Genomic DNA, 19,742 nt, shown 5'->3' with positions numbered 1-19,742 from the left:
GTCGCCACTCGCGCGGGTGCGCGGGGCGGGCAGGCAGGCGGGCGGGCCCGGTCTACCCGGCGACGACCAGGTGCTCGCCGTCGGCCGGCATCTCCGCCGACCCGTCGACGGCGAACGCCATCGGCACGCCCTGCCCCGTCCACACCGACGCGCGGTCCATGAGCTGGGCGTGCACGTGCGGCTCGCTCGTGTTGCCCGAGTTGCCGCACCGCGCGATGACGTCGCCCGCGCGCACCCGATCACCCACCCGCACGGCGACCGATCCGCGTTGGAGATGCGCGACCACCGCACACACGCCGCTCTCGCCGCGGATGACGACGTGGTTGCCGAGGATGAAGCGCGCACCGCCGAGTTCACGCAGCATCCCCTCGATCATCATGTAGACGAACGCAAGCATGCTCGAGCGCGACCGGTGGTCGCGCATGCCGTCGACGCGGCGGACGACTGTGCCGTCGATCATCGCGAACACCGGCGCACCGAACGCGGGGTAGTCCGCAGGCGGGCGCATGGCAGGCCCCTCGCCGAAGGCGGGGCGGGCGCCGTCGGTCGGTTCGCTGACCAGGTCGATCGCGTACGCCTGCCCCCACGCGCGGACGCCGTGGCTCGGCACCTTGGTGGCGGGGCTGTTGACCGCCAGCCACCGTCCGCGGACGGGCGGGACCACCGTCATCCGCTCCCGCTCGGGAAGAAGGCGCGGCGCGAGGACCGACAGGAGGACGCACAGCACCCCGACGACCACCGCCGGGAGCGCGAGCCCCGCCAGCACGGCGACCGCGGCGCGCACCACGGGCGTCTGGGCGTCGCGGAAGAGCGCCGCCGACAGGGCCAGGAGAACGAGCACCGCCGCCGCCGGGTAGTAAAGCACGCCCCGCACGCGGTAGAGGGACAGGATGACGCGGGTCATCGCTCCGACCCCGCGATGACGGCGAGGAGGGGAACGACCCGGGTGGCCGGCACCTCGTAGCTGCCGCGGCCGCTCTGGCGCACCCATCCGGCCGAGACGAGCTGCCGAAGGTGATGGTGCAGCTGGCCGGTGGTGCCGAGACCGTCGAGGGTGGCGAGCTCGGCGGTGGTGTGACGGCCGGCGAGGACCTGTCGCAGCAGTTCGATGCGGACCGGATGCCCCAGCGCAGCGAGCGTGGTGGCGTGAGCAGTCCACTCCGAGGCGATGAGCCCCTCGGCGCCGAAGGCCTGCTGCCAGACCACGTCGCCGTCGCCGCCCGGGAGGCGGACCGACCCGACGAGCATCACCGCTCCGCGGGTCGTGGTGGGGTGGTCGGCCAGGCGGGATTGGAGCCCGCGGAGCGCCCAGAAGGTGTCGGGGTCGAGGCCGGGCGCCGGGTCGGCGTGGGACGGGGCGGGGCCGGCGCCCGACGCGTCGGGGCCCACCGAGCGGCGCGCTTCTAGGGCCGCGACCCGGGCGGCGAGCGCGGCGACCTCCTGGCGAAGACTGTCCGTGGTGTCATCCATGTGCCTATTGTACGTTCTTACGTATCTGCGTCGTTCTGGTGTTCCGCCCCACGCTTCGCCCCCTCGCGCCGTCGCGTCGCGTCGCGTCGACTCGTGTCGGGGTTCTGCAGCCGACACAGCCTCCGAACCTGCGAAAACCCGACACGAGGTGCCGACCGGCGGGGGTCTCCGGGTCAGGGGCGGGTCAGTACCGCTACCCCGTGGGGTCACCGTTCGGTGACGAACGGCAGTGAGGCGTCGATGATCCGCTGCAGCAGCGCGACCGGCGTCGCTCTGCGGGCGACATCCGCGTGCCCCACGGTGGAGGTCAGGGCCTCGGCGTAGGCCGCGACGGCTCGGTCGGCGTCGGCCGATCGCGTCGACCAGGTTGCATCGCCGATGGGGGTCGCGACGAGGTCGGCGCACCGGCGGATCGCCTCGGCGAGCGAAGCGCGCGCCTCGAGTCCGACCGCGGCGTCGTTCTCCCGGTCCAGCGCGTACAGGACGTCAGCGAGGTCGCGGCTGTAGAACGCGATGCGCTCGAGCGCGCGCAGGCGCTGCAGGTTCTCCTTCTGCTCGGCCCGGCGCCGCCGCCCCCGCGGGTTGCCGCGCAGACTTTCGTCAGCCTCATGCACCTCGTCGTGGACGTCGGCGATCACCGCGTCGAGGCCGGCATCGGGCTCCGACACCTCGGCGGCGTCGATGTTCCCCTCCGCCGCACGATCGGCGAGCACGCGCAGGAGGTCCGCGATCTCGTCGCGGAGCTTCGACAGTCTCACGCGGGCGGTGTCGAGGTAGACCGGCGGCACGATCGCGTAGTTGATCACCACTCCGATGAGCACGCCGAACGCCACGGTGAGGAGGTACGACACCGAGAAGTCGTCGGCCTGCGTGCCGCTGAGCAGCAGCACGAACAGCGCGGCGATCGCCACCCACTCCCGGCCGACGCCCAGTTCGCGGATGCCGCCGATGATCACCCCGATCGCGATGACGAGGGCGAGTGTCAGCACCGCGGGAAGCCCCGCGAAGAGGGCGACGATGCCGAGAAGACCGAGGCCGACCCCTACGGTGAGGCCGAGCAGCGCTTGCGCACCCGACCGCGCCGACGCAGCGACGGTGGGGTACATGCTCACCAGGACGCCCAGCGGCGCGTAGTAGGAGTACTCATCCTGGGTCGGCAGCAGGGGCGCGAGCGCCCAGGCCAGCGCACAGCCGACCGCTGTCTTGGCAGCCATGAGGAGCCGCGCGGACGTGGTCATTTCCTGCCACCAGTGAGCGGAGACCTGGGAGACGCGCTGTGCCATGGTGCCTCGTTCCGGGGGGTGAAGGGCATCGGTGCTCGCGACTGTAGGCGAGCGCGACGTCTCCCTCAACGACCTCCCCGACCCGGCGGGGGCGGCTACCCTGTCGCCCCGCCCGCGCCGCGCTTCGCGCCCGCGTCTCAGCTCTCGCGTTCGACGGCGAGCCAGAGCTCGGCCCGGCCGGTGTCGCCGTCGTCCGACCACTCGTGCACGGCGAGGATCTCCGGGGCTGCGACCGTGCGATACGGATGCGAGGGGAACCAGTCGCCGTAGGCGTCGGCCCACACCTGCTGCAGCGCATCGGAGAACCCGGTCTCGGCCGCGACCTCGAAGACCACCCACGTGTGGGCGGGCACCTCGACGACGTCGAAGGAGTCCGGGATGTCGTGAGCCGGCCGCCGGGTGGCGACGCCGTGGATGTAGTGGAACTCGCTGCCGTCCGCCCGGTCAGGGGCGAAGTCGGTCGAGGCGGAGAAAGGTCCGACGGGCTCCTCCATGTCGCTGATCGACGCCAGCTGGTCGTCCGTGGCGGCCGGCAAGTTCTTGTGGAAGGCGATCATGTCGGGGTTGGGTCCCCGGTACACCAGTGGAATCCTGGTACCGGGCCCGGCGATCCGGAATGGTTCGAGGTCGATGATGCGGTGGCGCATGGGGGCGCTCCCTTCGATGGTGAGTCGGAGCCGCAGCCGAGGCTGAGCGGTGAGGATGGCGCCGGGACGGCGGGCCTGCTCGGGCGTGAGCCCGTGCACGGCGACGAACGCGCGGCGGAACGCATCGGCCGAGCCGTATCCGAACCGCACCGCGACGTCGACGAGGGGCTGCCCCTCGACCACGTCGGCGGCCGCGACGCTCATCCGGCGTCGCCGGACGTATTCCGACAGCGGCATGCCGGCGAGCACCGAGAACACGCGGCGGAAGTGGTACTCCGACGTGAGCGCCGCGCGCGCGAGCGCGCCGACGTCGATCTCCCCCTCGAGGTGGGCCTCGATGAGGTCGATGGCATCGTTCCAGCGCTCGAGCATCGCGTTCCTCCGTCCTGACCGCTTCATCGTAGGAACGCGACGCCGTCACACGAGCGATGATCCGTGCCCGGAACGGTCGGGTCGCCGGCGGGCGATCAGCAGATGCGACCTGTCGGCCCGGGGCGGCGCGGGGGTGGGACTTCGGTCCCGCGGCAGGGAGCGCACCCCGGGGCGCGTACGATCGGCCGAGACGAGGACGTTCCGTCGCGAAACGTACGCGTCTCGGCCGAATCCCCGCGCGCCGAACGGTCCGGGGACCGGGGACTGGGCGCGGGAGGCCTCCCTCAGAGCCCGGCGACCAACCGGTCGCCGACCCACGCCACCGGCAACCCGTCGATCACTCCCCCGACGAAACGCCCCTGGGCGTCGGCGTTGCGGAACGCGAAGAGCAGCCACTGCCCGTCCGAGCGCCGCCGCAGCAGCCGGCCCACGTACAGGCGCTCGTCGGTCACCGGATACGCCGCGTCGACGTCGAACGGCCCGAGCACGCTGTCGGCGTTGATCGCCCACGTGCCTCCGCCCCCCGGTTCCCCCGCCCGCGCCGGCATCGCGTGCTCGCTGCCGCACGAGAAGATCAGCACCGGGCGCCCGTCGATGACCTCGACCTGCGTGACCTCCAGCTGGCCGAACCCGTGCGCGCTCGGCGCGCTGAGCGGCGGCCGCAGCTCCCACGAGCGGAGGTCGGGCGACCACGCGTGCCCGACCACTCCGCGTCCGAATACCGGACCCTCGGTCGCACGCGCGGTGACGTACATGTGCCACCCGTTCCCTTCCGGGTCGGGGAACACCCACGGGTCGCGAAACGCCTCGTCGTGCCAGTCACCCGAGTCGAGCGTCTCGTACCAGGGCGCCGCGGCCGAGACCACCGGCCCGGGCGCTTTGGTCCACGTGAGGAGATCCTCCGAAACCGCGTACCCGATCCGCTGAACGTTCTTGCCCCCGGCATCCGGTGACGACCCCGTATAGAAGAGGTACCAGGTGCCGTCCGGGTGACGCACCACCGACCCGGTCCACGTCGCCAGGTCGTCGAACGCCGGCGCGTCGGAGTGCACGAGCGCGTCGGCGACCTGCGTCCAGGAATGCAGGTCGTCAGAGACCGCGTGCCCGATCGCCGCCCGATAGTGCCGGGCATCGGGATCCCCAAGAGCCCGCGAGGCGTAGAGGAAGAACAGGTGGTACTGCTCTCCGTCGTCCGCGAACCAGAAATCCCACACCCAGGAACCGGGCAGATCGAACACAGCAGACCTTTCAGAGGCATCGGGAGAAACGTTCAGCACACCGGCGACCGCGCCCCGCGTCATCCCTTCACTCCGCTCGCGGCGATCGACGACACGAACGCGCGCTGGAACACCAGGAACACGATCAGCACGGGCAGGGTGATGAGCGAGGTGTAGGCCATGACCTCACCCCAGGCGGTGTTGAGCTGGAAGAAGTACTGCATGCCGACCATGACCGGCCGCAGCTCCTCGCGCTGGACCACCATGAGGGGCCAGAGGTACTGGTTCCACGCCGGCAGGAAGGTGAGGATCGCCACCGTCGCGAACGCCGGACCCGAGAGGGGCACGATGATCCGCCGGTAGATGGTGAACCAGCCGGCCCCGTCGATGCGCGCCGCCTCGTCGAGCGACTTGGGGATCGTGGAGAAGTACTGCGTGAACAGGAAGATCGAGAAGGCGTTGGCGATGAACGGCACGATCTGCACTTCGTAGGTGTTGAGCCATCCGAAGTCGTACTTCAGCACCCCGCCTTCGATCACCAGGGTCGGCAGCTGGGCGACCCAGTAGACCATCGGCACCGCGATCGTCTCGAAGGGCACGATGAGGGTGGCGATGATGAGCGCGAGCACGACGAACCGGCCCCGCCACGCCAGGCGCGACAGCGCGAAGCCCGCCATGGAGTTGACGATCAGCCCGAGCCCGACCGTCAGGACGGTGACGAGCACCGAGTTGAAGAGGAACTGCGCGACGGGAACCCGGTCGAACACCCCGAAGTAGTTGTCGAGGCTGATGTCGCCGACGGGGAGGAACGCCATCGGCGAGTCGATGTCCTGCAGGATCTGCGCGTCGGGCTTCAGGCTCGAGACGAACATGAACACGAGCGGGAAGAGGAAGATCACCGCGAACACCGACATGGCGGCGTAGAGGAAGATCTTCCCAGTGCGCCGGCGCCGCTTCTCGCTGGCGTCGGTTCGATACCGAGCGGATGCCGCCGGGCGGCCGTCGGACCGGGTGTCGGGGCGGCTACGGGTGTCGGTCATGTCAGTCCTTCTCCCTCGTCAGGCGCCGCTGGATGAGGGCGATGATGAGCACCGCGACGAAGAAGATCAGCGAGATGGCGGCGGCGTAGCCGATCTCCTGCTGCTCGTAGCCCTTGCGCACGGCGTAGTAGACGATCGTGGACGTGCTGTTCACCGGTCCGCCCTGGGTCATGACATCGATCTGCACGAACAGCCCGAGCGCGGCGATGGTGATGGTGACGAGGACGAACACCATGGTGGGGCGAAGGCCCGGCCAGGTGACGCTGACGAACTGGCGCCAGGGGCCGGCGCCGTCCATCTTGGCTGCCTCGTAGAGCTCTTCGGGGATGGTCTGCAGCCCCGCGAGCCAGATGATCATGTGGAACCCGACGGCCTGCCAGATCGACAGCACGATGATCGCGCCGAGCGCGGTCTGCGGGTTGTTCAGCCAGTCCATCCCCGACCACGCCCCGAAGGTGATCGTGTCGATCATGGAGTTGATCAGGCCGTTGGGCTGATAGAGGAAGCGCCACAGGATCGACACCACGACGATCGAGGTGACGACCGGGATGAAGAAGATCACCCGGAAGGCGGTGACCCCTCGCATCCGTCGGTTGACGAGCACCGCGAGCAGGAGGCCGAGGCCCGCCTGCACGGGCACCACGACGAGGGCGAAGAGGAAGGTGTTCCACACCGACTGCACGAACACTCCGTCAGCGGTGAAGGCGCGGACGAAGTTGTCGAGCCCGACGAAGCGCGGCGGGTTGGGTGAGATGAGGCGGGCGTTGGTGAACGAGAGGGTGAAGGCGAGGATGACGGGGATGATGAGGAACAGCACCAGCAGGATGCCGGCGGGTGCCATCATCGCCCAGCCCGCCCAGGTCTCTCGACCCTTCGTGGTGCGGAAGCGGCGGGTCGCGCGCTGAGGTGTCTCGGCCGCGACCGTCGGAGGCGTGACAGTCATGAGAAGTCTTTCCCGAGGCGTGCGGGCGGGAAGCGGCGGCTCCCCGCCCGCACGTCAGTGAGTGATCAGAAGCCGTAGCCGTCGTTGGATTCGATGTTGGCGTCGATCTCCTCGACAGCCCGGTCGAGGGTCTCCTGCACGTCGGCGCCGTTCATGATGTCCTTCGCGGCGGTCTCGAACGTGGTGGAGATCACCGCGTAGGCCGGGGTCTCGGGGCGGAGCACCGCGTACTCCTGCGAGAGCTCGACGAAGGGACGGAGCACGCCGTCGGTGCCGAAGTACTCCGACGCCTCGGCCGCGCTCTCGGTGGCGGGGATGACGATCTGCTTGTCGGCGAACTCGGTGATGTACTCGTCCTGGAAGCTGAACTCCAGGTACTCGCGGGCACCCTCGACCTCTTCGCAGGTGGACGAGATCGCCCACTGCCACGAGCCGCCGCCGATCTTCGGGCCGGTGCCGAGGTCGGGCGGGGGCAGGATCACGAGGTCGTCGCCGATGGCCTCGACAGAGGCGAGGGCGTTCCAGACGCCGGTGTAGCTGAGGGCGACCTCGTCGTCGACGAACTCCTGGTTGCCGATCGTGCCGCTGTTGCTGGCGAGGCCGTCGGCGAAGAGTCCCTGGAACCACTCGCCCCAGGCGACCGCCTCGGGTCCGTTGAGGGCGCCGTCGGCGCTCAGCATCGTGTCGCGGTCGATGAGGTCGCCGCCGAAGCTCTGCAGGAACGGCGAGTAGGCGTAGGGCCACCACTCGCCGGTGTCTTCGGCGCCGATGTCGATGGGCGTTTCGTAACCGGCATCCTGCAGGGTCTGGAGAGCCGCGGTGAACTCATCGGCCGTCCAGGGCTCGTCGATCGTGGGGATGCGGATGCCGTTCTCGGTCAGCACCGACTCGCGCGCGAAGATCGACAGCGCGGCATCCCAGTACCCGGCGGAGTAGATCTCGTCGTTCCAGACGCCGACCGCGGTGGGGAGGAGCGAGTCGGTGATCTCGGTGGAGATCCCGAGCGGCTGGATGTACTCCGCCCACGCCCAGTTGGGCATGATCGGACCGTCGAGATCGAGCAGGCAGGGAAGATCTCCGGATGCCGCGGCCGCGACGATCGCGTCGTTGTAGGCGCCCTGCGGGAAGGACTCTTCGACGACCTCGTACTGGTCCTGCGAGGCGTTGAAGTCGGAGATGATCCGTTCGTAGACCTCGAGCTCGGCGGGGTTGCCGGCGGAGTGGGTCCACATGGTGATCTGGGTGCGACCGTCTTCGGAGGTGGTGCTGCCCTGGCCGGCCTGCCCGCAGCCGGTGAGGACGAGGGCTCCGACGGCGCCGGCCGCCACAAAAGCCGGGACTGTTCTGCGCATCTGTGATTTCCTGTTCTGGTGATCGACCGCTACGTCGATCACCGATCGGGGACCGCTTCAGCGGTCGTTCGGTATCTCAAGTGGTCCGCCGTCGGCTCTGTTTGGCGACGTGCGCCGGCGGCGGGCCCACGGACTCCCGTCTGATGACGGGGCATTCCATGCGGTGCGTGGCGTCGCTGTTCCCATCCGCGCGGACGCCGAGCGCGACCTCCATCGCCCAGCGACCCATCTCGTAGTGGGGCAGGGCGACGGTGGTGAGGGGTGGGTCTTGTTCCGCGGCGACCAGCAGCTGGTCGTCGTATCCGACGACCGAGAGGTCGTCGGGGATGCGGAGACCGCGGCGATGCGCGGCGTTGTACACACCGACGGCCATGCGGTCGTTGAAGGAGAAAACGCCGGTCGGCCGCTGGTCGGCGGGCAGGTCGAGGAGGTGCTCGGCGGCGACGCGCGCCCCGTGCGCCGTCGACTCGCCGCCGCGGATGTGCAAGGCCGGGTCGATCGGGATCCCCGCGTCGGTCAGCGCCTGGTGGTACCCCTCGAGCCGGAGGAACGAGGCGATCGGGCCGTCGGAGGTGTCGAGGAAGGCGATGCGGTGATGCCCCGCCTCGATGAGCACCCGCGTCGCGGCGTAACCGCCCTCGCGGTCTGCCGGGACGACGCTCGGGAACCCGCCGTGCTCGGGCCGGCAGTCGAGAAACACCGAGCCCGCGGGCAGCGACTCGGGAACTGCGACGACGCGATGCCACATGCTCGCATAAATCATGGCGTCGACCTGCTGGGCGCGAAGGGCCGCGATGGCATCGCGTTCGACGTCTACGTCGCCGCCTGTGTCGACGAAGATCACGAGGTGGCTGTTCTCGCGAGCTGCGTCCTGTGCGCCGGCGAGCATGCGCCCGGCGAAGGGAGTCGTCGCGATCTGGTCGGAGATGAGGCCGACCGTGCGGGTCTGGCGGGTGCGGAGGCTCCGCGCCACCGAGCTGGGGGCGTACCCGACGGCATCCGCGGCCTCCCGCACCCGGCGGCGGGTGGTCTCGGAGATGCGGGACTCGACGTCGTTCAGCACCAGCGACACCGTCGTCACCGACACGCCCGCCGCGGCGGCGACGTCGGAGATGCGGGCCCGGCTCATGTCACTCCATCGTGTGAGGCGTTGGTCGAGGTGCTACTGGTTTAGGTGATAAATCGATTTATCAGATTATGCACCGCGTTCCAGCGGCCGTCAACCCTTGCGCCGCCGGTCGGCCGGTATATCAGATTCCCGGATGCTGCGAACCGGCGAACCCCTATGCCCGAAACGTCGCGCTCCGAAACCCGAAGGTTCCGTCTCTCGCGGGACCGCCAGGAATACAGTCATGCCAGGAGGTCCCCGCCTCTCGCGTGCGACGCGCCCAAGAACTCGCGCCGCCGCCGCCCGTCCGCCCCGTCGGGCAACCCGCCGATGAATCCGAGAGGGATCCATGTCGCCGATCGCCACGCTCACCGCACGGTGGACCGATGGCGCCGCGATGCCCTCCGGCAGGCCCGGTCGTCGCAGCCTTCCCCCGCTGCCGGCCGTTTAGGCGCAGGCGCCGGGACTGCGATGCCCCCCGCCCTCGGTCCCGGCGCCTGCTCTTCACTCACCGTCCCTACGTCGAGCCTCGACGGTCACCTGCTGTCGCGCGGGCGACCCCTCAGGCGTCGCCGCGCGCCTCCCCGCGTCACGCGCGCGCTCTCCACACCGCCCGCGGTCCCCACCGAGCGCGCCCGCGGCCCTGCTTAGACTCGAAGGATGACGTGGTCCATCGATCCGATCGCGGCCCGCGCCGTGATCTCCGATGCCCGGGCCGAGACCGCCACCCTCGACACCGCTGCTACGACGACCTCCGACCGGTACGCCGACGCCATCGCCGCCGCATCCCACACGGCGTCCTCGTCGCCAACCCCGGCGTGTCATCACCGCCGGCATGGGCCCGATGGGGCGGACGGAGCCTCGCGGTCGCCGGTGCCGGCCTGGCGTACTGGGGCACGTACACCGATCGATACAACGAGACCCTCGTCGACCACCCGGAGTGGACCGACGAGCAGCGCACCCAGAGCGCCGTGACTCATTCGGCGGTCGTCGGCACGTCGTCGGTCGTGGGGGGCGCGGGTGGAGCCTGGGCGGGCGCGGCGGCCGGAGCGGCGATCGGCTCGATCTTCCCGGGGCCCGGGACACTCATCGGCGGTGTGGTCGGCGGCATCGTCGGCGGTGTCGCGGGCGGCTCCATCGGTGAGGCGATCGGCGACTGGGGCATCGGCCTGTTCGGAGGCTACTGATGGAGATCCTCGTCGGTATCGTGGCGCTGTTCCTCATCGGCGCGGGGCTCGCCGCGTACACCGGCCGGTGGCGGTCGTGGGCGTCGGCCGACCCGACGTTCTTCTACGCGATCGGCTTCGGCATCCTCTTCCTCGGCATCGGGATGGGTCTGTTCGCGATCCTCACCGCGCTCGGCGACGCCCTGCCCGTCGCCGCGCAGCGGGTCGGCGCCGTCGTCGTCTTCGCCTTCCTGGGCACCACCCTGCTGTCACTGTTCTGGTTCCCTCGCGCCCTCACGCCGCGGTGGTTCCGCGAGGCCGGCACACGGCGGAGAGGGCGCCGAAAGGCATGACGGTCGACCAGCTGATCGACACCCCGCACGCCCGCCTCCGCGTGCCCGCGGACTGGACCTCGGAGACGGTCGATGGCGCGGATGCCGTGCTCGTCGCGCCCGGGGGCGACGACGGATTCCGCGCGAACATCGTCGTCACCTCGGTGCCGTCGAGCGGGCCGGTGGAGCGTGCGGGCGAAGCGGCCCTCGCGGCGGCTCTCGACCAGCACCCGGGCGCACTGGTCGGAGCGTTCGACCTCTGGCCGCCCGCGCTTCGCGGTCGCCGCCTGCTCTTCACCTACCCCGCCGGGGAGGGCGGCCAGGTCGACGTGCGCAAGTACGTCTGGGCGACGGGCACGCATCACGTCCACCTGTCGGCGAGCGCCGCACCCTGGCAGACGCCGGCTCTCCGCGCGCAGTTCGACAGCATCGGTGCGCACGTGGAGGTCGTGTCATCCGGTCGCGAGCTGCCGGAGTCATCGGATGCGGATGTCACGACCGAGCGTCGCCCGCAGAAGCTCACGGTGAACGGTCCCGTCATCCCCCGGCCCGCGCTCGACGTCCTCGCTTCCGCGCGGCCGAACGGTCGGCTGTCACGCGGCGACCGCGCCTCTGCGGAAGGCCGCGCCCTCGTGGGCGCCGGGTTCGCGACCGAGCGTGGACGGCTCACCGATCTGGGCGCGTGGACCGTGGCGCACTGGGCGCGCCACGACGCGACGATCGTCTCGATCGAGCGGTCGGACGGTGGCACGTTGACCGGATGGCGCGGAGCGCAGTCCGTGCTCTTTGCCGCGTCGACGCCCGCGCCCGGCGGCGACGCCTCGAGCCTGGGCGCCGCCCCGGTCACCGTTTTCAGCTCCACGTTCCATCGCACCTCGGCGGTGGTGCTCGGGTGGCTCGGCGCCGGGCCCAGCGCCCTCCGCGTCGACGCGCAGGCGCCGACACTTCCGGCAGGGACGATCGCACGCCGGATCGCCGACCCGGCCGAGCCCGTGCCCGACGGCGCGGGGCGACATCTCGCCTTCGCGTGGCAGCAGCCGTGGGTGGGCGTCGACCTGCGCACGCGCAGCGGCCTTACCCCTCTCATCAAGGTCGGTGAGAACCGGTGGTGGCGCCGCACCATCGAGCCTGGCGGCAGCGCCGCCGAGAGACTGACGCCGTTCCCCGCCGGACAGCTCTACGACCTCGTGACCGACCAGGTCGTCTCCGCGCTTCTCTGACACCCGCCCCGCGGGGGGCGCCGCGTCGTCACCCGACCGGTACCACGGGAGGACCCCGCGTCGGCGCGGTTCATGCCGGGGACGGATGTGGCGGGCCGGCGCCGTCCGTAGCGTGAAAGCCATGATCAGAGCAGAAGGCCTCACCAAGAGGTACGGAGCCAAGACCGCCGTCGACACCATCGACTTCACCGTCCACGCCGGGCAGGTGACGGGGTTCCTCGGCCCCAACGGCGCGGGGAAGTCCACCACGATGCGCATGATCGTGGGGCTCGATCGCCCGACCGCGGGGTCCGTGACCGTGAACGGCCGCGCCTACGCGGCCCACCGTGCCCCGCTCCGCGAAGTCGGTGCGCTTCTCGACGCCAAAGCCGTGCACACCGGCCGCACCGCCGAGAACCACCTCCTCGCCATGGCCGCCACGCACCGGCTCGGCAAGAAGCGCGTCCGCGAGGTGATCGAGCTGACGGGCCTGGAGTCCGTCGCACGCCGGCGCGTCGGCGGGTTCTCCCTCGGCATGGGCCAGCGTCTCGGCATCGCGGCGGCCCTTCTCGGCGACCCCGCGACGATCATCCTCGACGAACCGGTCAACGGCCTCGACCCCGAGGGCGTCCTCTGGGTGCGACAGCTCGTGAAGCACCTCGCCGCCGAGGGACGCACGGTGTTCCTCTCGTCGCACCTGATGAGCGAGATGGCGCTCACCGCTGACCACCTCATCGTGCTCGGCAAGGGCCGGATCATCGCCGACGCCCCCGTCGCCGACATCATCGCCGGCGGCACCGGCCCGCGGCTGCGGGTCCGCTCGCCGCAGGCGAGCTTGCTCGCCGAACTCGTCGCCGCTCCCGACGTCACGATCACCCGGTCGGAGTCGGGTCTGCTCGAGATCACCGGGGTGGACGCGCCGGCCGTCGGCGATCTCGCCGCCGCGCACGGCGTCGCCATCCACGAATTGACCCCCCTCAACGCCTCGCTGGAAGAGGCATACATGGACCTCACCGCGGACGCGGTGGAATACCGAACGGAGGCGGTCCGATGACCACCGCGACCCTGTCGCCCACCCCCGCCGACACCCTCGCCGACGCGCGCCTGACCTTCGCCGGGACGGTCCGCTCGGAGTGGATCAAGCTCCGCAGCGTACGCTCGACCATCTGGTCGTACGCCCTCCTCATCGCGATCTCGATCGGGCTCGCCGCTCTCGTCGCCTTCGCGCTCACGTCCATTCCCGACGGGGTGGCGGGTCAAGCCCCGGCTTCGCAGCCGGTGCAGACCGTGGTGCAGGCGTCGATCGCCGGTGTCGCGTTCGGCCAGCTCATCGCGGGCATCCTCGGTGTCCTCGTGATCAGCGGGGAGTACACCACCGGCATGGTCCGCTCGACATTCCTCGCGGTGCCCGGGCGGCTCTCCGCTCTCGCGGCGAAGGGCATCGTGCTCTTCACGGCGACCTTCATCGTCGGGCTGATCGCGAACGTGGCGGCGTACCTCGTCGCGTCGCTGATGCTGTCGCAGGAAGACATCGCCGCGCCGATCATCGACCCTGCCGTCTTCTGGCCGCTTCTGGGTGGCGCGCTGTATCTCGCGATGATCTCGCTGTTCGCCCTCGCGATCGGTGCGCTCGTCCGCACCAGTGCCGGGGGAATAGCAGTGGTGGTCGGCATCCTGCTGATCCTCCCCACGATTCTGAGTCTCATCCCGGCGGACTGGGCGCGGGAGGCGGTTCCGTACCTCCTCTCGAACGCCGGCGCCGGCATCTACTCCTCGGCCACCCTCGCGCCCGAGGGCGATGCGCTGGGGATGTGGCTGAACCTGCTGGTCACGGGTCTCTGGGTCGCGGTCCCCGCCGCCGCGGCGGCCGTCATGCTGCGCACCCGCGACGCGTAACGTCGACGGCATGACCTCTGCTCGGCTCTCCCCCGATCGCCCGGTGACGGCGGTCGGGGGTGAGCTGCGCCTGCCGCGGCCGCCGGGAGTCATCCGGCGGTTCTGGACGCGACATCCGCTGCTCGTCGACATCCTGGTCGCCGCGGCGTACTGTCTGCCGGTCCTCTCGGCACTCATCCTGGCCGCCCCCATCGACCCGGTGCCGCTCTGGGTGAGCATCACGAGCATCCTCATCATCGCCGCGACGACGGTCATCATGGTGGTGTTCCGACGACGCAGGCCCTGGGTGCTGGTCGGCGCCGGCTGGGTGACGACCCTGGTGGTCTACCCCCTCGAGGCCGTCAACGTGCTCGCGATCGCCATCGGCCTGTACGCGCTGGCCGTGTATCGATCGACCCGGTCCGCGTGGATCGGCTTCGCCGGCTCCGCGGTGGTCGGTACGGCGGCGGCCTTCATCGTCTCCTTCGGCGAGCCGAGCCCGTTCATCGCACCGTTGACGCTCTTCCTCCTCGCGCTGGCCCAGGCGGTTGCCACACCACTCATCGGCACCCTCATCGGCGTCAACGTCGGCAACCGTCGCCGCTACGTCGGGGCCCTCATCGCCCGCGTGGAAGATCTGGCCCGTGAACGAGACCGGCAGGCGCAGCTGGCGACCGCGCTCGAGCGGTCGCGGATCGCGCGCGAGATGCACGACATCGTCTCGCACAGCCTGACGGTGATGGTGACCCTCGCCGAGGGGAGTGCCGCTACGACAGGACGCGATCCAGAGCGTGCCGCCGAGGGGATGCGACTGGTCGCCGACACCGGACGCGACGCACTCGTCGAGATGCGCCGGATGCTGGGGGTCCTCGCCGAGCCCGACTCGGCGACTCCCGATGCGCGCGAACCGCAGCCGGGAACCGCGGCCCTTCCCGAGCTGCTCGAGAGCTTCCGCGCCGCGGGACTTCCGGTGAAGCTGACGACCGCGGGTCCGGCGATCACCGACCCGAACCTGCAGCTGACGGTGTACCGGATCGTCCAGGAAGCGCTGACCAACGCGTTGCGCCACGCCCCGTCCGCCCGGCGGGTGGAGGTCACGATCGAGCGCGTCGACGGTGACGTGGTGGTCGAGGTGGTCGACGACGGGAAACGACCGCGCGAACCCGAGACCGGCGACGGCGACCGCGGTGCGGGTGGACACGGCCTGATCGGCATGCGCGAGCGGGTGGCTCTGTACGGAGGCACCCTCGATGCGGGCCCTCGTGGCGTCAGCGGGTGGCGGGTCCGCGCCGTGCTGCCGTCGCCGGAGCGGTCGGACGGAGAGCGAGCATGAGCGAGACGAGGAGCGACACGATGACCGTCACTGCGAGCGACCCGGTCCGGATGGCGATCGTCGACGATCAGGCGCTCGTGCGTGCGGGCCTGCGCATGGTGCTCGAGGCGGAGCCCGACATCGACGTCGTCGGCGAGGCATCCGACGGTCACGAGGCGATCGAGCTGACACGCGCGCGCGCCGTCGACATCGTCCTGATGGATGTGCGGATGCCACGGATGGACGGCATCGCCGCAACCGCGGCGATCGTGGCCGGCCCCCACCCGCCGCGCGTGCTGATCCTCACCACTTTCGACCTCGACGAGCACGCCTTCGCGGCGATCCGCGCCGGGGCCAGCGGGTTCATGCTGAAGGACGCCCGCCCCGCAGACCTCCTCGCCGCGATCCGCGCGGTGCACGCCGGGGATGCCGCTCTTGCGCCCCGCATCACTCGCCGCATGATCGAGCTGTTCGGGCGGGAGGTGCCGGCGCAGCAGGCGCAGCTGTCGGGCGAAGCGGCGTCGTTGACGCCTCGCGAGCTCGAGGTGCTGACGGCGATCGGCGAGGGACTCAGCAACGCCGAGATCGCCAAGCGCCAGTTCGTGGCCGAGTCGACGGTGAAGACACACGTCGGCCGGCTGCTGACGAAGCTCGGCGCCCGCGACCGGGTGCACCTCGTGATCTACGCCTACGAGCACGGGCTGCTACGTCCGCAGGGTCGTCCGCCGAACCCTGCGTGAGGCGGGCGACCGCGCGTACGCGTTTCGTCTCGGTCGCTGCGCTCCCTCGCTCAACGACCGGGGTGCAGCAGCGGTCGTTGAGCGAGCGCAGCGAGACGAAACGCGCGCGTCAGGCCTTCACGAGCCGCGCGATGGCGTCGGACGCCTCCTTGAGCTTCACCGCCGCCTCGTCACCCCCGCGGGTCGCCGCGTCGACGACGCAGTGCTTCAGGTGATCGTCGAGCAGCCCCAGCGCGACGTTCTCCAGCGCCGAGCTCAGCGCCGAGATCTGGGTGAGGATGTCGATGCAGTACTGCTCCTCCTCCACCATCCGCTGGATCCCCCGCACCTGCCCCTCCACCCGCCGCAGGCGGTTGAGGTAGCGCTGCTTGTCGCTGATGTATCCGTGGGGGCCGGCGTGCGTGTCATCCGTCCCGTGATTGTGGCTCGCAGACGATCCGGTCATGAGAGGTCCTTCCCCGATTGCTGATGACGGCTGCCGCGGAACGCCGACCGGAATCCCCGCAGCCGCAGGCTGTTGCTCACCACGAACACGCTCGAGAATGCCATCGCCGCCCCGGCGAGCATCGGGTTCAGCAGCCCGAGCGCCGCGAGCGGGATCGCCGCGACGTTGTACGCGAACGCCCAGAAGAGGTTGCCCTTGATGACTCCGAGGGTCCGCCGCGACAGGCGGATCGCGTCGGCCGCGGCCCGCAGACCACCCGAGACGAGGGTCAGGTCGGAGGCTTCGATCGCGACATCCGTCCCTGTTCCCATCGCCAGGCCCAGGTCGGCCTGCGCGAGAGCGGCGGCGTCGTTCACGCCGTCGCCCACCATCGCCACGACCCGCCCCTCGTCCTGCAGGCGCTTCACCACTTCGACTTTCTCGGCGGGCAGCACCTCGGCGATCACCTCGTCGATGCCGACCTCGGCCGCCACGCGCCGCGCGACGGTCTCGTTGTCACCCGTGAGCAGCACCGGCGTGAGCCCGAGTCGGCGGAACGCGGCCACCGCTTCGGCGCTCGTCGGCTTCACCTGATCGGAGACGGTGAGGATGCCGCGTGCCGCCCCATCCCACCCCACGATCACCGCGGTCGCTCCCCCGCCCTCGGCCTCGCGGACGGCCGCGGCGAGCGTCTCGTCGACGGGCACCGCCCACTCCGCCAGCAGCGACGCCCGCCCGACGACGACGAGGTGCCCGTCGACGACGCCCTGCACGCCGCGCCCCTCGAGATTCTGGAACGACTCGACGACCGGCAGGTCGCCGAACCGTTCGCGGGCACCGGAAGCGATCGCCCGCGCGATCGGGTGCTCCGACGCATCCTCGACAGCGCCCGCGAGGCGCAGCAGCTCGCCCTCCGACACGGCCGGGTCATAAGCGACGACGCCGGTGAGCGTCATCCGTCCGCTCGTCACGGTGCCGGTCTTGTCGAGCACGATCGTGTCGACGCGGCGGGTCTGCTCGAGAACCTCCGGGCCCTTGATGAGGATGCCCAGCTGCGCGCCGCGCCCGGTGCCGACGAGCAGCGCGGTCGGGGTGGCGAGCCCGAGCGCGCACGGGCAGGCGATGATCAGCACGGCGACGGCCGCGGTGAAGGCGGCCTCCGGCCCGAAGCCGGCGCCGAGCCACGCGCCCAGCACGCCGACTGCGATCGCGATGACGACGGGCACGAAGACGCCCGAGATCCGGTCGGCCAGGCGCTGCACCTCGGCCTTGCCCGACTGAGCCTCTTCGACCAGCCGCGCCATCTGCGCGAGCTGCGTGTCGGCGCCGATGCGGGTGGCGCGGACGACCAGGCGTCCGCCGGCGTTGACCGTCGCGCCGACGACGGTGTCGCCCACCGTCACCTCGACGGGCACCGATTCGCCGGTGAGCATCGAGGCGTCGACGGCGCTTCGCCCTTCGACGATCACGCCGTCGGTGGCGATCTTCTCCCCGGGGCGCACGACGAAGTCGTCGCCGACGCGCAGGTCGCCGATCGGCACGCGCACCTCGCCGGCGGAGCGGCGCACCGCGACATCCTTCGCCCCCATGTCGAGCAGGGCCCGCATCGCCGCACCCGCCCGGCGCTTCGCGCGCTTCTCGAAGTAGCGACCGGCGAGGACGAACATCGTCACGCCCGCGGCGACTTCGAGGTAGATGTTGGCCGACCCGTCGCTCGGCGCGATCGCGAGCGTGAAGGGGTGGATCATTCCGGGCTCGCCGGCGGTGCCGAAGAACAGCGCCCAGAGCGACCACAGGAACGCCGCTGACACGCCGACCGAGATCAGCGTGTCCATGGTGGCGGCGCCGTGGCGCAGGTTCAGCCCGGCGGCGCGGTGGAACGGCCACGCCGCCCACACCACGACGGGCCCGGCGAGGGCGAGCGCCGCCCACTGCCAGTAGGTGAACTGCAGCGCGGGGATCATCGAGATGAGAATGACGGGAACGCCGAGGATGACGCTGCCGATCAGTCTCTGCCGCAGCGACCGGAGTTCGGGGTCGTCGCGACCCTCGCCCGACGGAGCCGCGGGGTCGGGCTCGGGCGGGGCGGGGAGTGCGGCGGTATAGCCGGTCTTCTCGACCTCGGCGATGAGGGTGGCGGGGTCGGTGCCCGCGGGCACCTCGACGTGCGCCTTCTCGGTGGCGTAGTTGACGCTCGCCGTGACGCCCTCGAGCTTGTTGAGCTTCCGCTCGATGCGGTTGGCGCACGATGCGCAGGTCATGCCACCGATCTCGAGCTCGACGCGGTCGGTGGGCGCGGGATGCAGGGTGGTCATGAGGCCTCCACGCGGAAGGTGGCGGTGTGCACCTCTCCGTCGATCTGGACGTCGAGGTACAGCAGGTACGCGCCCGCGCTCGGCGCTTCGGCGGCGAACGACACGGCGCCGGGCTCGTGGCCGTCGACATGCTCGGGGTGGACGTGCAGGTAGGCGAGGTCGCCTTCACGCAGCGCCACGAGGTGACCGTCGGCGCCGAGATACGGCTCGAGTTCGACCGGCTCGCCGTCGCGCGTCACCGCGAATCCGAGGATCGATGATGCACCGGCAGCGAGGTCGCCGGTCATGGTCACCTCGTACGCGCCGGCGGCCGCCGTCATCCCTGTCGAAGGAGCGGATGCCTCGACACCGCCCTCCACCAGCAGCGACCGGGTGAGGGTGAGGCCTTCGCCGAGCTCGCTCGGCACGAGGTCGGCGTAGACGCGGTAGCCGCCCGCGGCATCCCAGGTCCAGGGGATCGTCCAGCGGCCGTCCGCGCCCCGCGTCGGGTGCTCGTGTCGGAACCCGGCGCCGTCGGTGCGCACCACGATGAGGTGCAGCTCCTTCTCGTGGGCGACGTCGTACGCGGTGACGACGTCGCCGTCCGGTCCGGTGATCTCGAAGGACAGGATGCCGGCTTCGCCGACCTCATTCGGAGCCTCGACCCGGGAGAGGGTGTACCCCCGGTCGCTGGCGGTGGCGCCGGTGACGGCGCCCGCGGCCTCCCTGGCGTCAGTGCTCCCCGACTCCTCGTGCGCCGACCCACCGTCATCGTGACCAGCCACCGGCCCTGACGGGGTGGCTGGTGACGAATGCGGTGTCTCGGCGTGCGCGTCGGCGGCCTCGATCTCTTCCGAGGCCGCCGACGACGACGCGTCGGGCACGACGAGCGCCGCAACGCCGAACGACGCGCCGAACACCAGCGCGAGCGCTCCCGCGTAGAGACCGAGCCGAGCCGGGGCGTTCAT

Annotated in this window: 19 protein-coding genes; 7 read left to right on the top strand and 12 right to left on the bottom strand. The window is 70.8% G+C overall.

From position 1 onward, the window contains the following. Window positions 1-52 precede the first annotated feature (52 nt). From HDC37_RS01905 to HDC37_RS01865, 9 genes are all read right to left on the bottom strand, one after another. Entirely contained in the window at window positions 53-904 is an 852-nt protein-coding gene (locus HDC37_RS01905) for a M23 family metallopeptidase (protein WP_179558691.1), read from the bottom strand. Next, a complete protein-coding gene (locus HDC37_RS01900; protein WP_179558690.1) occupies window positions 901-1,470 on the bottom strand; it encodes a helix-turn-helix transcriptional regulator in 570 nt (189 codons plus the stop codon). The genes HDC37_RS01905 and HDC37_RS01900 overlap by 4 nt, the downstream gene beginning before the upstream one ends. Before the next feature lie 206 nt (window positions 1,471-1,676). Further along, entirely contained in the window at window positions 1,677-2,753 is a 1,077-nt protein-coding gene (locus HDC37_RS01895; protein ID WP_179558689.1) for an aromatic acid exporter family protein, read from the bottom strand. A gap of 137 nt (window positions 2,754-2,890) precedes the next feature. Then, entirely contained in the window at window positions 2,891-3,772 is an 882-nt protein-coding gene (locus HDC37_RS01890; protein ID WP_179558688.1) for a helix-turn-helix domain-containing protein, read from the bottom strand. A gap of 284 nt (window positions 3,773-4,056) precedes the next feature. Then, window positions 4,057-5,010, bottom strand: coding sequence for a glycosyl hydrolase family 32 (locus HDC37_RS01885; RefSeq protein WP_179559084.1), 954 nt, complete (start codon window positions 5,008-5,010; stop codon window positions 4,057-4,059). 59 nt (window positions 5,011-5,069) lie between these two features. Further along, window positions 5,070-6,029 (bottom strand): carbohydrate ABC transporter permease, encoded by a 960-nt coding sequence (locus HDC37_RS01880; RefSeq protein WP_179558687.1) that lies wholly within the window; start codon window positions 6,027-6,029, stop codon window positions 5,070-5,072. Window position 6,030: 1 nt separating this feature from the next. Further along, window positions 6,031-6,972, bottom strand: a complete 942-nt coding sequence (locus tag HDC37_RS01875) for a carbohydrate ABC transporter permease (RefSeq protein ID WP_179558686.1) — start codon at window positions 6,970-6,972, stop codon at window positions 6,031-6,033. A gap of 65 nt (window positions 6,973-7,037) precedes the next feature. Then, window positions 7,038-8,324 carry an extracellular solute-binding protein gene (locus HDC37_RS01870; RefSeq protein ID WP_179558685.1) on the bottom strand — a complete coding sequence of 429 codons (1,287 nt, stop codon included), beginning with the start codon at window positions 8,322-8,324 and terminating at the stop codon, window positions 7,038-7,040. A 76-nt stretch (window positions 8,325-8,400) separates the two neighbouring features. Continuing rightward, window positions 8,401-9,453 carry a LacI family DNA-binding transcriptional regulator gene (locus tag HDC37_RS01865; RefSeq protein ID WP_179558684.1) on the bottom strand — a complete coding sequence of 351 codons (1,053 nt, stop codon included), beginning with the start codon at window positions 9,451-9,453 and terminating at the stop codon, window positions 8,401-8,403. Between the two features lie 797 nt (window positions 9,454-10,250). Between HDC37_RS01865 and HDC37_RS01860 the strand changes: the two genes are divergently transcribed. The 7 genes from HDC37_RS01860 to HDC37_RS01830 all read left to right on the top strand — a co-directional run bounded on the left by HDC37_RS01860 (window position 10,251) and on the right by HDC37_RS01830 (window position 16,056). Beyond that, on the top strand, window positions 10,251-10,619 hold the full coding sequence (locus HDC37_RS01860) for a hypothetical protein (RefSeq protein ID WP_179558683.1): 369 nt from the start codon (window positions 10,251-10,253) through the stop codon (window positions 10,617-10,619). Then, window positions 10,619-10,951, top strand: a complete 333-nt coding sequence (locus HDC37_RS01855) for a hypothetical protein (RefSeq protein WP_179558682.1) — start codon at window positions 10,619-10,621, stop codon at window positions 10,949-10,951. Before HDC37_RS01860 ends, HDC37_RS01855 begins: the two co-directional genes overlap by 1 nt. Beyond that, a complete protein-coding gene (locus tag HDC37_RS01850; RefSeq protein ID WP_179558681.1) occupies window positions 10,948-12,150 on the top strand; it encodes a hypothetical protein in 1,203 nt (400 codons plus the stop codon). The genes HDC37_RS01855 and HDC37_RS01850 overlap by 4 nt, the downstream gene beginning before the upstream one ends. 121 nt (window positions 12,151-12,271) lie before the next feature. After that, window positions 12,272-13,183, top strand: coding sequence for an ABC transporter ATP-binding protein (locus tag HDC37_RS01845; RefSeq protein WP_179558680.1), 912 nt, complete (start codon window positions 12,272-12,274; stop codon window positions 13,181-13,183). Further along, the gene (locus tag HDC37_RS01840; RefSeq protein WP_179558679.1) at window positions 13,180-14,025 is read left to right on the top strand and encodes an ABC transporter permease; all 846 of its coding nucleotides are present in this window, start codon (window positions 13,180-13,182) and stop codon (window positions 14,023-14,025) included. The genes HDC37_RS01845 and HDC37_RS01840 overlap by 4 nt, the downstream gene beginning before the upstream one ends. Window positions 14,026-14,035: 10 nt before the next feature. Next, complete coding sequence (locus HDC37_RS01835; protein WP_179558678.1) at window positions 14,036-15,337, top strand: histidine kinase; 1,302 nt, start codon at window positions 14,036-14,038, stop codon at window positions 15,335-15,337. 20 nt (window positions 15,338-15,357) lie between these two features. Then, window positions 15,358-16,056: a response regulator transcription factor gene (locus HDC37_RS01830; protein ID WP_179559083.1), complete on the top strand. Its 699-nt coding sequence runs from the start codon at window positions 15,358-15,360 to the stop codon at window positions 16,054-16,056. 109 nt (window positions 16,057-16,165) lie between these two features. Here HDC37_RS01830 and HDC37_RS01825 read toward each other — a convergent pair whose 3' ends face one another. Genes HDC37_RS01825 through HDC37_RS01815 form a run of 3 tightly spaced genes read right to left on the bottom strand, consistent with a single transcriptional unit; the run spans window position 16,166 to window position 19,742 of the window. Continuing rightward, window positions 16,166-16,501, bottom strand: a complete 336-nt coding sequence (locus tag HDC37_RS01825; protein ID WP_179558677.1) for a metal-sensitive transcriptional regulator — start codon at window positions 16,499-16,501, stop codon at window positions 16,166-16,168. Next, a complete protein-coding gene (locus HDC37_RS01820; protein WP_179558676.1) occupies window positions 16,498-18,795 on the bottom strand; it encodes a cation-translocating P-type ATPase in 2,298 nt (765 codons plus the stop codon). The genes HDC37_RS01825 and HDC37_RS01820 overlap by 4 nt, the downstream gene beginning before the upstream one ends. Continuing rightward, a complete protein-coding gene (locus HDC37_RS01815; protein WP_179558675.1) occupies window positions 18,792-19,742 on the bottom strand; it encodes a heavy-metal-associated domain-containing protein in 951 nt (316 codons plus the stop codon). The genes HDC37_RS01820 and HDC37_RS01815 overlap by 4 nt, the downstream gene beginning before the upstream one ends.

It is taken from the genome of Microbacterium sp. AK009 (assembly GCF_013410955.1).
GTDB lineage: Bacteria > Actinomycetota > Actinomycetes > Actinomycetales > Microbacteriaceae > Microbacterium.
The sequence above is the reverse complement of the archived record's forward strand: the minus strand, read 5'-3'. Positions and strand labels throughout refer to the sequence as shown.